The sequence below is a fragment of the Aquimixticola soesokkakensis genome (genome assembly GCF_900172375.1).
Taxonomy (GTDB): Bacteria; Pseudomonadota; Alphaproteobacteria; order Rhodobacterales; family Rhodobacteraceae; genus Aquimixticola; species Aquimixticola soesokkakensis.
This window is the reverse complement of sequence record NZ_FWFS01000009.1, coordinates 129,790-145,781: the sequence shown is the minus strand read 5'-3', so window position 1 is coordinate 145,781 and position 15,992 is coordinate 129,790. Positions and strand designations below refer to the sequence as shown.

The window sequence follows — 15,992 nt, the reverse complement described above, 5'->3', positions numbered from 1 at the left end:
GAGGCGCTGCAAAACCGCGCCGCTCAATCGGTGTCCGGCCAGTCAAGCACAGAGCGCGCCGCAGCGCAGCGCAGCTTTCCTCACCGCTGGCGTCAAATTTTCTCATTTGCGGCTTTGCGCCCGACACGCTCACAGTCAAAGGGCAAACGACGGGGACAACCCCGCAGCTCTCGCCGCACTGCTGATCACCCAACCGCCTGCTCTCCTCATGTCGTTCACGGCATCCCCTGCAATCGCACCCTCAGCATGCGCGCGCCCATCACACCCACAGGAAGGGACATTATGACCGACGCCACGACCACCCCGAGCTACAAATACAAATCGGCCTCTGCCAAAACCGGCCTGTCGCGCCGTGCGCTGTTGAAAACCGGCGCAGCAGCAGCGGCCGCATCGGCCCTGCCCGCGCCGATGCTTTGGGCACAAAACATCAAGGACATCACCATCACCCACATCGGGCAGTCCTATTCGACCATTCCCCAGATCGCCGAAAAAGCGAATGAGGATCTGGACTTCGAAGTGGTGATGCAGACCGCCCCCGACACAACGACCCACGTGAACCGCCTGCTCACCCAGCCCGACACGGTCGATGTCACCGACATGCCCAACACCAACATGAAATATTTTCTGGGCCGCGGCGTTTTGATGCCGGTTCCGGTCTCGGCCTATAAATACTGGGATCAAACCCTGTCGCTGTTCGTGGATGGCACCTACCCCGATGGCACCGCCGCCAGCCTTGAGGGCTATGCGCCGATCAAGTCGCAATATTGGAAAGACGAAAGCGCGCAGGAATTCTCGCTTACGCCCACCGATTACCTTGTCGGCGTGCCCATGTATTACAACGCCGACACGCTGGGCATCCGCCCCGACCTGATCGGCCGCCCCATCGACAGCTGGGGCGAGCTGTTGAACCCCGAATTTGCGGGCAAGGTCGCCCTGCAAGACGGTGTCTCGACGGGCATCGCCGATGCGGCCATGGCGCTCGAAGCCCTGGGCGAAGTCACCTATGTCGACAAGGGCAACATGACCAAGGCGGAAATCGACGCCACCATCGAAAAGCTGATCGAATACAAAAAAGCCGGACAATTCCGCAGCTTCTGGTCCAACTTTGACCAATCGGTGCAATTGATGGCAAGCGGCGAGGTCGAATTGCAATCCATGTGGTCGCCTGCGGTGACCGAAGTGCGCACCCGTGGCATCGAATGCACCTATCAGGGCATGAAAGAGGGCTATCGCGGCTGGTACATCATGATGTCGGCGATGAACCACCTTGAGGGGCTCAAGCGCGACTGCGCGATCGAATACATGAACTGGGTGAATGCCGGTTGGGCCGGTGCGTTTATTTCGCGCCAGGGCTTCTACAACTCGGTGCCCGACAACGCCAAGGAATTCATGACGGCCGATGAATACGGCTACTGGTACGAAGGCAAAGCCGCTCAGGGCGACATCCTCAACCCCTTTGGCAAGGTCATGGAAAAAGCCGGTGCCACGCGCGATGGCGGTGCCCTTTGGGACCGCATGGGCAACATCGGCATCTGGAACACCCTGATGGACGAAGACCGCTACCTCGTGCGCCAGTGGCAGGATTTCCTGTCCGCCTAAGGGCTTACACATCGGCGCGTGGCAGGATGACCCTGGCGCGCGCCTCTCCCCACGGCCCACACGATACGACAGGAGCACGCCCATGCCCGCCGCCCAATCCGCCGCCCCTCCCCACCAGCGCCAAGTCCTCTCGCCCAAAGTGGCCTCATGGCTTCAAGTCGCGCCGATGGCGGTGATTTTCACCCTGATGGTGCTGATCCCGCTGGCAATCATCTTTGTCGTGAGCTTTCTCGACTATGATTTCGCGCAGGTGTTCCCCGAACTCTACCTTGGATCCTGGGTCGATCTGTTCACCTCGCAGCTGACGCTGAACCTCTACGCGCTGACATTCAAATTCGTCGCCATCGTCTGGGTCGTCACCTTTGTTCTGGGCTTTTGCATCGCCTATTTCCTGTCGTTTCACGTCCGCTCGGGCGCGCTGCGCCTCTTGCTGATGGCCGCCATCGCCATTCCGTTCTGGACCTCGGGTCCGATCCGCATGGTGTCTTGGGTGCCGCTTCTGGGCCGCGAAGGGCTGATCAACCAAGCGCTGATGGGGCTGCATCTGACCTCCGAGCCGGTGACATGGCTGATGTATAGCGAATTTGCCGTGCTGGTCGCCTATATCAACCTGCTCACCATGCCGATGGTCGCCGCCATGGCCAATTCCATGGCCAAGATCCCCCATTCGGTCATCCAGGCCGCCAAGGATGCAGGGGCCTCAGAGGGCCAGATCATCCGCGACATCATCTTTCCGCTGATCAAACCGGGCATCGCGATCGGCTCGATTTTTGTGGTCACGGCCGTGATGGGCGATGTGTTCATCGTCAAACAGATGTCGGGCAGTCAGGTGAACACCGTCGGCATGTCGATCGTCACCGAGTTGAACGCCTTCATGTACCCGCCGGCGGCCGCCAAATCCATCGTGCTGCTGGTCATCGTGCTGTCGATTGTCGGCCTGCTGCTGCGCTTTGCCGACATCCGCAAAGAACTTCAAAAATAAGGGCCCCGCCATGAGCAAACCCAATCCCCGCCGCGCGCGCCCGCTGTCTTTCTATTTTCTTGCCGCCATTCTGAGTGCCTTTTTGCTGTTCCTCTACGCCCCGATGGCCTGCGTCTATATCCTGTCGTTCCAGGGGCCGACGGGGGGCATGTCCTTTCCCATGCAGGGCTGGTCCACCCATTGGTTTCAGGTGCTGTTTTCGGGGGACGGCCAGGGGGTCGGCGACATCGGCAATGCCTTTCGCCGCTCGATCCGCCTCGCTTTTGTCGTCGCGATCCTCACCATGGCGATTTCGCTTTCGGCGGGCATGGCCTACCGGCGCAAATTCCGCGGGTCGAATTTCGTCTTCTACTCCGCGATCACCTCGATGGTGCTGCCCGGAATCTTCGTGGGCTTTGGCATCGCGCTGATGTTCAACCTGCTGGGCTGGCGCACCAACTGGTTCACCTCCGGCATCGGCGCGCAGCTGACATGGACCCTGCCCTTTGGCCTGTTGATCATGTTCATCGTGCTGGGCCGCTTCAACCCCAGCTACGAGGAAGCCGCCACCGATCTGGGCGCCTCCGCACGCCAGCGCTTTACCCAGGTGATCGTCCCGATCATCCTGCCCGGCATCATCGGGATCGCCATGGCCGGCCTCACCTCGTCCTATGAGGAAACCGCGCGCACCTCGCTGAATATCGGCACGGGCAACACCATGCCGATGGAAGTCACGGGGCTGCTGACGGCCGCGTCAACGCCGGTGCTCTTTGCCATCGGTACCATCACCACGCTGTTTTCCTTCACCCTCGTCATCGTCTCGCTGATCGTGATGAGCCGCCTTGCCAAACGCCGCCAGATGAGGACCGCCGCATGAAACTTGCTCTTCTCAAGACCCCTGATACCGATTTGAAAGTCTCGCCTGTGCCCAAAGATACCGCCCCAGCGACCCCCAAACTCAAACAGGCCACCCAAAGCCACCGCTTTGATGCGGAAATTGTATCGGTCACCAAACGCTACGCCCCACTGGGCGCGCCTGCGGTGGACAATATTTCGCTGCGCATCCCGCGCAATTCCTACTGCTGCCTGCTGGGCCCGTCGGGCTGTGGCAAATCCACGACCCTGCGCATGCTGGCCGGCCATGAGGACGTAAGCGAGGGCGCCATCCTCATCCACGACCGCGAAATCACCACCCTGCCCCCCGTCGAACGCGGCACCTCGATGATGTTTCAGGACTACGCGCTGTTTCCCCATCTGACCGCGCTGGACAACGTCGCCTTTTCGCTCAAGGTGCGCGGCGTGGCGCAGATCGAGCGGCGCGCGAAGGCGCGCGAATACCTGGAACTGGTGCAGATGGATCATCTGGCCGAACGCCTGCCCAACCAGATGTCGGGGGGCCAGCAACAGCGCGTCGCACTTGCGCGCTCGCTGATCACGCGCCCCAAGGTTCTGTTGCTTGACGAGCCGCTTTCCGCCCTCGATCCTTTCTTGCGCATCCGCATGCGCGCCGAACTCAAACGCATCCAGAAAGAACTCGGGATTTCCTTCATCCATGTCACCCATTCGCAAGACGAAGCCCTCGCGCTCGCCGATCTGATCGTGGTGATGAACGATGCCGTGATCATGCAGGCCGCCCCCGCGCGCGAGGTGTTCGAAACCCCCACCAACGCTTTCGTCGCCAAATTCCTGGGCGGTCACAACGTGATCCAGAGCAAGGGGCGAGAGGTCAGCGTGCGCGCCGACCAGTGCCACCTTGGGGCGCGCCCCGGCATGAACAGCCTTTCGGGTAAAATTTCGATGATCGAATATCAGGGCACCAATGTGCGCATCACCGTGACCACCGCCGAGAACGAAGACATGACCGTCCTCATGCCCGCCCTCACCTATTTCGACCACGCGCCGGAAATCGGTGAAACCGCGCAAATGTCCTGGGAGGCCAGCGACGAACACGCGCTTGCGCCGATGTAAGGGCCAACCGCTACTCGATCCTTTTGCGTGTCACAATGGACAGCGCCCGCAGACACCGGTGTCTGCGGGCGCTTTTCGCGTGTCAGCGCGGCGCATAGCAAAAGGGGCCCGCAAAGGCCCCCATGCACGTTGTGAATGCGCGTTCTGAATGCCGGTCCGTCGCGCCCCGCTCAGATCGCGTGAACCAATTCATTTGTCCGGACTTTTCCAACAATCCAGTCCTTGAAACGCTGCATGGTTTCGCGCCCGTCCGTTTTCCACGGCGAGAGCATGAAATAGGGCGAGCGGATCGGATAGCTTTCGGCCACGGGCACCAGAGTGCCGCGCGCGATGGCCTTTTCGATCAACAAGGAGCGGCCAAGGATCACGCCAACACCCGCATCTGCGGCCTCCATCGCGGTTCCGGCCTGATTAAAGCGCGCACCGTGGCTCAGATCGGACCGCGAGACGCCGTATTCGGTAAGGTAGCGCGCCCAATCGGGATAGGTGCCGTCCAGCCCGTCCTGAATGCGATCCACATGCACCAAGGGCGCATTGGCCAGAATATCGCGGGCGTTGCCACCGTATTGCGCCGCGATTTCCGGCGCGCAGACGGGGATGATTTCCTCTTCGATCAGCGGCTCGATCTGACAATCGAGCTGGCTTTGCCAGTTGCAAATGCGAATGTCGCTTTCCTGACTTTCGGCTTCCTTGCGGCTCAAAAAGGTGCGCACGTTCAGGTCCACTTCTGGCGCGGTTTTCATGAATTCCGACAGGCGCGGCATAAGCCACAGCGACACAACCGACGCCGAGGCCGAGACGGACAAGCGGCGGCGCACGTCCTCGTCCGATTTCTCAAGGCACAACACGGCTTCGTTGATCAGGTCGAGCGCCTGGGTGATCCGCGCGACATTCGCCCGCGCATCCGTTGTCAGTTCGATACGTGAATTTTTGCGAATAAATAGCTGTATTTGCAGGAAATCTTCCAACAGTCTGATCTGATGGCTAACGGCGGTCGGCGTGACACAGAGTTCATCTGCCGCTTTGACAACCGAGCTCATGCGCGCCGTCGCTTCAAAGGCGCGGATGGCATTCAAGGGGACCCGTTTTCGCATTTCTTATCCTCGTTGTTGTCTCCCTGTTACAAAGAGACGCCTCTCGAAGAAATTAAGCAAATGTTTTAAAATTAGATTGAAAGCACAAAACGACGATCCGCCTCCCTTGCCCAAATATAGGGCAAACGAAGCGGATCAACGCTTGATAAATGTACGGACTTACTCAGCCGCAGCATCCAGACCCCGTGGATCGGGTTCGAATCGGATCTGGCGCTTGTGGCCCATCCAGACCGCAATCCCCATACCCAGCGCGCAAAGCCCACCGTTCACAGCGATGGCCACCGCCACCGAGATGTTGGACGCAATTGCCCCCGTCATCATCGCGCCCAAGGGCGAGGTGCCGACAATCAGAAAGGTCACCATCGATGCCAGCCGCCCGCGCAGATGCGGCGGCGAAACCAGTTGCAAGGCGGTCTGCACGGAGGTGGAAAACACCACCGCCGCCGCGCCCACGACCGCAAACAGGGCACAAGAGACCAGCATCGAACTGCTTTGCGATATGGCGATCAACAAGACCCCGAAGGCCAGGCCCGCGATCAGGATGCGCCGCACCGTCGGGTCGCCCATGCGCGTCAACATCAACAGCGCCGCCAAAGACCCTGCCCCCAAAGCCGAATTCAAAAGTCCGAACTTAGCCGGACTGGCGTGCAGCAGATAGGAGGCCACAAGCGGGATCATCGTGGTGAAATTCTGCCCGAAAATGCCGATAAAGGCGGTGGCAACCAGAATAAAGCGCACCGGAAAGGATTTCAGCGCATAGCCCAACCCTTCGCGGGTGGCGGTGATCAGCGACACTTTGGCCCCGACAAGCACGGTTTTCTCGATGCGGATGGTCATCAGCACCAGAACGCAGCTCAGATAGGTCAGCGTGTTGATGAAAAACGCCGCCCCCACGCCAAAGCCCGCAATCACCAGCCCCGCCAGCGCAGGGCCGATCAGCCGTCCGATGTTTTGCGTGAGCGCGCCAAGAGCCACGCCGTTGGACAGGGCTTCGCGCGGGACCAGATCGGCGATCACCGCTTGGCGCAGCGGCCCGTCGATAGCGTTCACAAAGCCCAGGATCACCGCAAGCCCGTAGAGATGCCACAATTCAAAGTGGCCCGTGACGATCAGCATGCCCAGCACCAAGGCTTGCAGCCCGCCAACGATCTGCGCGCCGATCAGCAGGGGCTTGCGCGCCACACGATCCGCCAAGGCCCCGCCCATCAGCGTGAACAACAGGATCGGCATGAATTGCAAGGTCGTCACCCAAGCAAGGGCCATGGGCGAATTATGCACTTCCAACACCAGCCACGCCTGCGCGGTGATCTGCATCCAGTTGCCCGGCATGGAGACCACCGCAGAGGCGAAAAAGCGGCGAAACGCGGGGTATCCCAGCGCCGATGTCGGGCTTTTGGGCGCGGCCGTCCGGGGCCGCGAAAAGAGTCCCATGATCCTAGGCGGCTCCGCTCATGCGGGTGGCAGGGGGGCTCAGCGTATAGGCCTCTTCCATCCGGTTCTCGGCAAAGGCCCAGCGGGCGCGCACCTGTTCTTGCAACGCCATGTCGATCTGGGCGGTGATGACCTCGTCGCCCTCGGTTTTGGCCTTGGCGACGATGTCGCCCTTGGGCGAGCAGATGAAACTGCCGCCGATGAAGGTCGTGCCCAGCTCAACACCCGCTTTGCCGCTGGCAATCGCCCAGGTGCCGTTGGAATAGGCCCCGCCGCAAATCGCCAGTTCCGAGGCGCGCTGCCCGTCTTCCTGGGTGCCCCCGTCCATCACGGGCGTGTTGTAGCCCACGCAAAACAGATCCGCGCCGTTCAGCATCAGGCTGCGGTAGCTTTCGGGAAACCGGCGGTCGTAGCAGATCAACCCGCCCGCGTTCACGCCGCTGGTCGGATAGACGCCAAAGCCCAGATCACCGGCTTTGAAATAGCGTTTTTCAAGAATATTGAGCGGTTTGCTCGGGTCCGGTTCGACCTTTCCGGGGATGTGGACTTTGCGGTGCAGGCCCGTCTGGCTGCCGCTTTCGTCATAAAAGGCCATGGAATTATAAAGGCCCGCATCGGTTTTCTCGGCAAAGAACACCACCACGGACATGGCGTGTTGTTTGGCCTTGGCGGCGATGCGCGCCAGGGCTTTGGTGTTTTCGACAACCGACACGAAAGGCTCGACCGTGTCGCGCACTTGGGCGGCGAAATAGGGCGTCAACGCCAGTTCGGGCAGCACGGCAAAGCGCACGCCCGCGCCCGCCGCCTGATCCAGCAGGGCGCAAATCCGGTCGGTTGTGGCAGAAATCGTCTCAGAGGCAGGCCCGAGTTGCAGGGCAGCGGCGGTGAATGTGTTCATGATCGCTCCTCAGGCCGATTTTGCCAAAGCGGCGGGCGCGCCGATGACCTCAAGCGCCTCGCTCGCGCTAAGAACATCGCAAATCTTGAACTGCATGTCGAAGAGGGCGGCGGCGTGGCTCATCTCGATACGGTCAAACACGCCCTCCTCGATCACCTGCATTTTATAGCCCATCGCCTCGCCATCCACGCAGGTCGCGCGCACGCAGCCCGAGGTCGAATTGCCCATCACCAAAAACCCGTCGATGCCCTTTTCCTTGGCGATCAGGTGCAGGTTGGTGAACGCAAAACACGACGGCGTTTGTTTTTCGACCAGAATATCGCCCTTTTGCATCGCCACTTCGGGCGGAATTTCCGAGCGCGGATCATTTTCGGAAAACACACCCGATGCTGCATTCGCAAAGCCTGCATAGGCGTGGAAAATATGTTTGGAATAAATCACCGGCATGTCGGCGGCGCGCGCAGCGGCAATCATATCCTGCTGCACGGGAATGGATTTCCACGCATGCGGGCCGCAGTTTCCGGGGAATTTTTCGATCTGCTCGACAATCGGCAGGTTTTCCCCGATGGCCGTTACCTGCATGTCGATGACCAGAAGCGCCATGTGTTTTCCCGGCCCATGCGGCTGACGCAGATTTTTGCGCGCGGCCATGAATTTCTTGTCGTCCTCGGTCAAAAAGCTGTCCCATACTTTTGCCATGTCGCGTCTCTCCGTCTCAATTGGGGTCTTTTTCAGGGGTCTCGTGAGGGTGTCACGTGATGGTGTCTTGCGGCGTTGTTCCCCAACCTAAGGGCGTCACGCGGGCGGGCGGTACTGCGGAAAACTCGCACAGGGGCTGAAAAAGGTTCATCGCCCCATCTGCGGCCCACCGAACGGCCCACAGCGCGCCCCACCGCGCACCCCGCCCGCGCGCCCTGCCCTGTTGCACTGTGCTCATGTGATCCGCGCCCCCATGCCGCTGCGCGACTGAGAAAACCTGCGCGGCCGCCCTAGGTTTTCTCCTTTGACCCTTGTGGTCGCTTTCGTCCCTAAAGAGGGCATCAAACGAAACGGACCCCCATGCCCCAATTTGCCGACATCACCGAAAGCCGCCGCATCGCCATTGCCTTTGTGGTCGCCTGTGCCTTTTTGATGCAGGGGGTCGATACCACCCTGCTTACCATCGCCATTCCGGTGATCAGCGCTGATATGGGACGCTCGCCCCTTTCGCTGCACGTCCTCATCACCGCCTATTTGCTGTCGCTGGCGGTGTTCATGCCGGTGTCTGGCTGGTTTTCGGACCGCTTTGGCGCGCGGCGCGTATTTGTGCTGTCGATGGGGCTGTTCATGGCCGGATCGGTGATCACGGCCTTTGCGCCCGAGTTGTGGATGATGGTGCTGTGCCGGATGCTTCAGGGGTTTGGCGGCGCGATGATGACCCCCGTGGGGCGGATGATCGTGCTGCGCGCCTTTGGTCCGGGACGCACTTTGGACGGGATGACCTGGCTTACGGTGCCGGTTCTGATCGGCCCGCTGATCGGGCCGGTCATCGGCGCCAGCCTGATCGAAGTCGCGCCGTGGCGCGCGTTGTTCTTTGTCAATACGCCGATCTGTCTGGCGGCCCTGATCGGGGCGCTGAAACTTATCCCCGCGCTCCCCGCCGAGGGCGCCAAACGGTTCGACACCTTGGGCTTTGCGCTGGCGGGCATCGCGCTGGTGCTGTTCCAACTGGGGATCGAGGCGATCACGCACCCCGCCTACGGGCTGGTCGGGGCAGCCATTCTGGGGGCAGGCGCGATTGCGCTGTTCCTCGTGTACCGCCGCCATGCGATCACACTGGAAGCGCGCGGACAACGCGCCGCTCTTGCGCTGGACCTGTTCAAGGGGCGCGCCTTTGCCACGGGGGTGATTGCGGGCGGAATCGGGCGCATCGGGGTGAATTCCATGGCCTTTTTGCTGCCGCTGTTCTTGCAGCTCGGCCTTGGCTTTCGCCCCATTCATGCGGGCCTTATTTCGGCCATTTCCGCCTTTGGCTCGCTGGCCTCCAAACCCTTGCTCAAACGCTTGATCGCCCGTCACGGCTATGGGCGGGTGATCGTGGGCATCACGCTTACCTCCGTGTTTTTCCTCGGTATTTTTGCGACCGTAACCGACGGCTGGCCGATTGCCGCGCTGGTGGTTCTGGTGGTCTTTGCCGGCGCGATCCGCACCCTTTATTTCAATGCGCTCAACACGCTGACCTACAAGGACCTTACCGATAGCGAATTGTCGCGCGGGGTTTCGACCGCAGGCGTCTTCCAGCAGCTGAACATGGGCTTGGGCATTTCGCTATCGGCGGCATTTCTCACCCTGTTGCAGGGCACGGCCCCTGCGATCAGCATTGGCGACTTTCGCCTGACCTTTCTGATCATGGCGACGATCCCGCTGATATCGCTGCCGTTTTTGCGCCACCTCAAAGCGCCCGCAGCCCAAGATCTGCGCGAAGCGCCCCATCACGGCGTCGCGCCCAGCGTGGCCGATGCGCCCCTGCCGGCCAGCGCCCCCAAAAGCGCGCCCGCAGATGCACCCCCCGATCTGGCGCTCGATCTGGCGCCCGATCTGGGCAAAACAAACAAAGTCGCCTGAGCGCGCCCCGCCGCCCCCGACATTCCCAGCCAAGAGGCTCAGCACAGGGGCCCCGCAACGGGCTGAGAAAAACTCAATCCCCCCGTCGGAATAAGTCGATTGGCGAAACGACATTCTGCGGCGAAGCTACCCTCAACGGGCACAGACCCGACGCACTCCCCTCTTCAAGCGACCCCAAAAGATCGCGAATTTTTCCGACAGTGAAAGGACCCTCCACATGACTCAGATCGGCGTATTCGTCCCCGTTGGCAGCCGCGGCTGGCTGATTTCGACCACCGGCCCCAAAACCTATCCCACCTTTGATTTCAATAAGGCAATCGTCCAGCGCGCCGAACATTTCGGCTTTGATTTCGCCCTCTCGATGATCAAGCTGCGCGGCTATAACGGACCGTCGGAATATTGGGTCCACAACATGGAAAGCTTTACGGTGATTTCCGGCCTTGCCGCCGTCACCAAGAAGATCAAGCTGTTTGCCTCTTGCGCCATGCTGACCCTCAACCCTGCCTATACCGCGCGCATGGCCGCGACGATGGACAGCATCGCACCGGGTCGGATCGGCGTGAACATGGTCACCGGCTGGCAGCCCAAAGAATACCAGCAGATGGGTCTGGAACTGACGCCCGAACATTTCGCGCGCCGCTACGATTACGCGTCGGAATATGTGCAGATCATGCAAGAACTCTGGCAGGACGGCGTGTCGAATTTCAAAGGGGATTTCTTCACCATGGACGACTGCAAACTGTCGCCCCGCCCCGCCGCAGGCCGCATCCCGATCGTGGGCGCTGGCCAGTCGGAGAAGGGCATGGAATTTGTTGCGAAATACGGCGACTACAACTTTGTCGGCGCAGGCGGCGACATGAACGAAACCGGCCAGTCCAAGGAAATGGTGGCCAAAGTCAACGCCGCTGCCGAAAAACACGGCCGCGACACGGGCGCCTTCCTGTTGCTGATGGTCATTGCGGATCGCACCGAAGAACTCGCGTTCCAGAAATGGGAGCACTACAAATCCGGCACCGATATCGAAGCGCTGGAATGGCAGGCATCGCAAGCCTCTGCCGACAAAGTGTCCAAAGAAGGGTCCACCGCCGCGAACCTTGTGCGCGGCATCCAGAATCCGCAGCCCACAGGGATGCTCAAGCTGATCGGTTCCTACGAACAGGTCGCCGCGATGCTTGACGAAATTGCCTCCACCCCCGGCCTCAAGGGCATCATGCTGACCTTTGACGATTTCATCATCGGGATCGAGCAATTCGGCCAGTACATCCAGCCGCTGATGAAAACCCGCAACCCCGATCTGGCAAAAACGGCCTTCGCCGCCGAGTAACCACAGCACGCGATCCCCGTCTTTGTGCTTTTGGCCGCAGATGCAAATCTGCGGCCATTTTGCATGGTTTGACCGGATGATTGCCAGTTGGAAAAACCCGCGCTAGTCTTGACTAAGTCCAGACTAATAAACCAGCCTTTTTCCAACCGGAGTCCTCTATGACATTGACCCGCGATGACGCGTCCCCCCTTTATTTGCAGGTCACCCATCTCATTGAAAAAGAAATTTCCAGCGGCACCTATCCTGTCGGCTCCCTCTTGCCGCCCGAAGCGGATTTGGCCGTCCAACTTGGCGTTTCGCGCCACACGATCCGCCAGGCAATTGCCCAGATGCGCGCGCGCGGGCAGCTTTCGGCGCGCAAAGGGGTCGGCACGCGCGTTGAATCCCAGCGCGAAGACTGGTCAACGCGCTTTACCTGCGGTTCGCGCGATGCGCTTTACGATTTTGCCCGCGAAACCGAACTGCATTTCGCCTGTCGCAAAACAATCGAAGCGCGCGGCGCGCTGGCCGCAGAGATCGGCTGCCGCACGGGGCATAAGTTCTACCATCTGGCGGGTTTACGTTATGTTTCAGGGAATTCCACGCCGATGTGCTGGAACGAGGTCTACCTTGAACCCCGTTTGAAACCGGTGATCGAGGGGGTCGATATTCTGCGCTCCTCGCTGTTCACCCTGATCGAACAACACACCGGCGAGCGCATCCGCGAAATCCGCCAGGACCTGCGCGCCGTCGCCATGCCCGACCATATCGCCCCCGAACTGGGCTGCGCGACGGGCGCAATCTGCATGAAAATGTCACGCCGCTATATCGGCAGCGGCGGGCGTCTGCTGGAATATGCGGTGCAATACAACGTGGCGGAAAACTTTGTCTACCAGACGACAATCAGCTCGACCTAAGCGCGTTTTACAGGCGCTTTTTCAGGCGCTTTTTCAGGGGCAATCCTTGGGGATTGCGACCAAAAATACAGCAGTGGGCAAAGTTTTCAAAACTAATGTTTTAGACAGGCCCCCCGGACTCGCTGACCACCGAAAAATATGGATAAGTACGGACATAACAAGACACCTCTATAGGAGAATCGCAGATGGACATTGGGGTCTTCATTCCGATCGGGAACAATGGCTGGCTGATTTCCAAAGCCTCGCCGCAATACATGCCCAGCTTCGAGCTGAACAAGCAGATCGTGCAAAAGGCCGAAGGATACGGCTTGGATTTCGCCCTCTCGATGATCAAGCTGCGCGGCTTTGGCGGCGAGACCGAATTTTGGGATCACAACCTCGAAAGCTTCACACTGATGGCCTCGCTTGCCGCCGTGACCTCCAAGATCAAACTCTTTGCGTCCACAGCCATTCTCACCCTGCCCCCCGCCATCGTCGCGCGCATGGCCACCACCATCGACAGCGTCGCGCCGGGTCGCTTTGGCGTGAACATCGTGACCGGCTGGGCCCCTGCGGAATACACGCAGATGGGCGTCTGGCCCGGCGATGACTATTTCAAATACCGCTACGATTATGCGTCTGAATACGTTCAGGTGATGAAAGATCTTTGGGCCGATGGCGTGTCCGATTTCAAGGGCAACCACTTCACCATGGAAGACTGCAAAATGTCTCCCGCGCCTTCGGCGCCGATTAAAATCGTGGCCGCCGGACAGTCCGATACGGGCATGAAATTCTCCTCCACCTACGCCGATTACTCCTTCGTTCTGGGCAGCGGCATCAACACGCCGACCTCTTTCGCGCCGACTTCCAAACGTCTGATGGATGCGGCGGCGCAAACGGGGCGCGATGTCGGCGCCTACGTCTTGTTCATGGTGATTTCCGGCGCGACCGACGCTGAAGCGCGCGCCAAATGGGACGCCTACCAGCAAGGGGCCGACATGGAGGCGCTGTCCTACATGGGCGTGCAGGGCGCTGCCGACACCACCGCCGGTGAAGACTCGACCGCCAAGTCGATCAACGTCCCCGAGGGCGCGGTCAACTTCAACATGGGCACGATTATCGGCTCCTATGAAAATGTCGCCAAAATGCTCGACGAAGCCGCCACAGTTCCGGGCGTGAAAGGCATCATGATGACTTTTGACGACTTTATCGTCGGCCTCGACGACTTTGGCACCAAAGTGCAGCCGCTGATGAAATGTCGCGAAAAAATTGCCGTCGCTGCCGAGTAAGGCGTTGATATAACACATGATCTCCCACTGCGGGCCGCGCCTTTTGGCGCTGGCCCGTCTTTTTTGACAAACCTGCCGGAGCTTTTCCCATGCGCGATGATACCCTTTCCCCCACCGCCGACCTGTCGCGCCTGACAGCCACGCAGGCGCGCGCGGGCCTCAAGGCAGGGGAATTTACCGCCCTGGATCTGATGCGTTCGTGCCTCAAACGGATCGCCTTGCGCGACAAGGATGTCCGTGCCTGGATCACCCTCAACCCAGAGGCCGAGGCGCAGGCGGCGCTCATCCGTGCCGACGACCCGCGGCCTTTGGCGGGTATTCCGGTCGCGATCAAAGACATGATCGACACGGGGGATTTACCCACGACCCATAATTCGCCGCTTTATTCCACCAACCGCCCCGGATCGGACGCGCCCTGCGTCGAGGTGCTCAAGGCGGCGGGGGCCATTGTGATCGGCAAGACCGACACCACCGAATTTGCCGCCTGCGGGCGCAATGCCGCCACCGCAAACCCCTTTGATGTCGCGCGCACTCCGGGCGGGTCGTCGGCGGGGACGGCTGCGGGTGTGGCCGATTTCCACGTCCCCTTGGGGCTTGGCACCCAGACCGGCGGCTCGACGATCCGGCCTGCGAGCTTTTGCGGCGATGTGGCGCTGAAACCCTCTTGGGGGCTGATTTCCACGGAGGGTGCGAAACGCTATGCGGTGAGTTTCGACACGATCGGGTTGTTCGCACGTTCCCTCGACGATATCGCCCTGCTGGCCGATGTCTACAACCTGCCCCAAGCGCCCGATGTGCCCGCGCGGCGCCTGAAACTAGGGCTATGCCGCACGCCCTACGCGGATCAGCTTGCCCCCGAGGGCCGCGCCCTGATGGACAGCCTTGCGCAGCGGTTGCACGAGGTGGCCGATGTGGTCCCGTTTGATCTTCCCGAAGACTTTGTGGATCTCGACGCGCTGCACCGCTGCATCCAGCACTGCGAAGGGGCCTCGGCCTTTTTGAACCTGGCGCGCAAACGGGGCGCCTTGCTGCATGACGATTTTCACCACCGCGTCGACCTGCGCGAAGGCTTTACCCAGCGCGAACACTTCGAGGCCTACGACCGTCTGACCCTGATGCGGATGGAATTCGAACAGATGCTGGACGGATTTGATGGCGTGCTCGCGCCCTCAGCGCCGGGGTTTGCGCCGCTGGGGCGCAGCGCGGGCAATCCCCTGTTCAACGCGCTGTGGACGGCGTTGCAGGTGCCGGTGCTGGGCTTGCCCGCCTCGGGTTTCGATCTGCCGCTCGGCGTTTCGCTGATCGGCAAACGCGCCTTTGACCGGCAGGTGATTGCGGTGGGCGCGCGGATCGCGGCCCACCTCTGATCTGGCTATTGCGATTGGAACTTGCCGCGAAAAAAGGTCAGCGGCGCGCCCTCGCCCTTGGCGCGCACGCCTTTCACGCGGCCGATGACGATGGAAATATCGCCATGCTCGACCACTTTCTCGACCTCGCAATCAAAGACACCCAAGGCGTCTTTGAACACCGGCGCGCCGGTGGCCAGCGTGTCCCACGCATCCTGCTCGAACAGCTTGTCGCCCTTGCCGCCAAACATATTGGCAAGCTCTGCGCAGCCTTCGGGCAGGTAGTTCACCGCAAAATGTCCCTTGTCGAGCACCCCCGCCAGCGCCGAGGTCTTCTTGTCGATCGACACCAGCATGGTCGGCGGATTGGCACTGACATGGGCGGCAGAAAGGCCCAGAAACCCGTTTGGCCCCTCGGCACTATCCGTGGTCACAAGGGTCGCACCGATGGGGCGCTCGCCCAGGGTGCGCCAGAATTTCCCCATGTCAACGTCGTCACCTGTGGCTTGCATGCTCATGTTTTTTCTCCGGAATTTTCAAGGATTTGCGCCGACAGTCAGCGCAAACCGCGCCGTCGCGTCAACTTCATATCCCTCTGGGGCA

Annotated in this window: 14 protein-coding genes; 9 read left to right on the top strand and 5 right to left on the bottom strand. The window is 60.6% G+C overall.

Translation table 11 applies throughout. From position 1 onward, the window contains the following. Positions 1 to 282 precede the first annotated feature (282 nt). The 4 genes from AQS8620_RS12485 to AQS8620_RS12470 all read left to right on the top strand — a co-directional run bounded on the left by AQS8620_RS12485 (position 283) and on the right by AQS8620_RS12470 (position 4,528). Positions 283 to 1,599 carry an ABC transporter substrate-binding protein gene (locus tag AQS8620_RS12485; RefSeq protein WP_085837236.1) on the top strand — a complete coding sequence of 439 codons (1,317 nt, stop codon included), beginning with the start codon at positions 283 to 285 and terminating at the stop codon, positions 1,597 to 1,599. Positions 1,600 to 1,681: 82 nt separating this feature from the next. Beyond that, positions 1,682 to 2,581 (top strand): ABC transporter permease, encoded by a 900-nt coding sequence (locus AQS8620_RS12480; RefSeq protein WP_085837235.1) that lies wholly within the window; start codon positions 1,682 to 1,684, stop codon positions 2,579 to 2,581. Positions 2,582 to 2,591: 10 nt separating this feature from the next. Continuing rightward, complete coding sequence (locus AQS8620_RS12475) at positions 2,592 to 3,437, top strand: ABC transporter permease (protein ID WP_085837234.1); 846 nt, start codon at positions 2,592 to 2,594, stop codon at positions 3,435 to 3,437. Continuing rightward, the gene (locus AQS8620_RS12470; protein ID WP_085837233.1) at positions 3,434 to 4,528 is read left to right on the top strand and encodes an ABC transporter ATP-binding protein; all 1,095 of its coding nucleotides are present in this window, start codon (positions 3,434 to 3,436) and stop codon (positions 4,526 to 4,528) included. The genes AQS8620_RS12475 and AQS8620_RS12470 overlap by 4 nt, the downstream gene beginning before the upstream one ends. 170 nt (positions 4,529 to 4,698) lie before the next feature. Here AQS8620_RS12470 and AQS8620_RS12465 read toward each other — a convergent pair whose 3' ends face one another. From AQS8620_RS12465 to AQS8620_RS12450, 4 genes are all read right to left on the bottom strand, one after another. After that, positions 4,699 to 5,622 (bottom strand): LysR substrate-binding domain-containing protein, encoded by a 924-nt coding sequence (locus AQS8620_RS12465; protein WP_085837232.1) that lies wholly within the window; start codon positions 5,620 to 5,622, stop codon positions 4,699 to 4,701. A 159-nt stretch (positions 5,623 to 5,781) separates the two neighbouring features. After that, entirely contained in the window at positions 5,782 to 7,053 is a 1,272-nt protein-coding gene (locus tag AQS8620_RS12460) for an MFS transporter (protein WP_085837231.1), read from the bottom strand. A 4-nt stretch (positions 7,054 to 7,057) separates the two neighbouring features. Continuing rightward, entirely contained in the window at positions 7,058 to 7,951 is an 894-nt protein-coding gene (locus tag AQS8620_RS12455) for a nitrilase-related carbon-nitrogen hydrolase (RefSeq protein WP_085837230.1), read from the bottom strand. A 9-nt stretch (positions 7,952 to 7,960) separates the two neighbouring features. Next, a complete protein-coding gene (locus AQS8620_RS12450) occupies positions 7,961 to 8,650 on the bottom strand; it encodes a cysteine hydrolase family protein (protein ID WP_085837229.1) in 690 nt (229 codons plus the stop codon). A gap of 360 nt (positions 8,651 to 9,010) precedes the next feature. On the opposite strand from AQS8620_RS12450, the gene AQS8620_RS12445 reads away from it, so the two are divergent. The 5 genes from AQS8620_RS12445 to AQS8620_RS12425 all read left to right on the top strand — a co-directional run bounded on the left by AQS8620_RS12445 (position 9,011) and on the right by AQS8620_RS12425 (position 15,410). Continuing rightward, positions 9,011 to 10,555 (top strand): MFS transporter, encoded by a 1,545-nt coding sequence (locus AQS8620_RS12445; protein WP_085837228.1) that lies wholly within the window; start codon positions 9,011 to 9,013, stop codon positions 10,553 to 10,555. A 217-nt stretch (positions 10,556 to 10,772) separates the two neighbouring features. Beyond that, positions 10,773 to 11,879 carry an LLM class flavin-dependent oxidoreductase gene (locus AQS8620_RS12440; protein WP_085837227.1) on the top strand — a complete coding sequence of 369 codons (1,107 nt, stop codon included), beginning with the start codon at positions 10,773 to 10,775 and terminating at the stop codon, positions 11,877 to 11,879. A 158-nt stretch (positions 11,880 to 12,037) separates the two neighbouring features. Further along, the gene (locus AQS8620_RS12435) at positions 12,038 to 12,775 is read left to right on the top strand and encodes a GntR family transcriptional regulator (RefSeq protein ID WP_085837226.1); all 738 of its coding nucleotides are present in this window, start codon (positions 12,038 to 12,040) and stop codon (positions 12,773 to 12,775) included. A gap of 185 nt (positions 12,776 to 12,960) precedes the next feature. Continuing rightward, entirely contained in the window at positions 12,961 to 14,043 is a 1,083-nt protein-coding gene (gene rutA, locus AQS8620_RS12430) for a pyrimidine utilization protein A (protein ID WP_085837225.1), read from the top strand. A gap of 89 nt (positions 14,044 to 14,132) precedes the next feature. Then, on the top strand, positions 14,133 to 15,410 hold the full coding sequence (locus tag AQS8620_RS12425; protein WP_085837224.1) for an amidase: 1,278 nt from the start codon (positions 14,133 to 14,135) through the stop codon (positions 15,408 to 15,410). 5 nt (positions 15,411 to 15,415) lie between these two features. On the opposite strand, the gene AQS8620_RS12420 is transcribed toward AQS8620_RS12425, so the two are convergent. Beyond that, on the bottom strand, positions 15,416 to 15,907 hold the full coding sequence (locus tag AQS8620_RS12420) for a flavin reductase family protein (protein WP_234990479.1): 492 nt from the start codon (positions 15,905 to 15,907) through the stop codon (positions 15,416 to 15,418). Between the last annotated feature and the right edge of the window lie 85 nt (positions 15,908 to 15,992).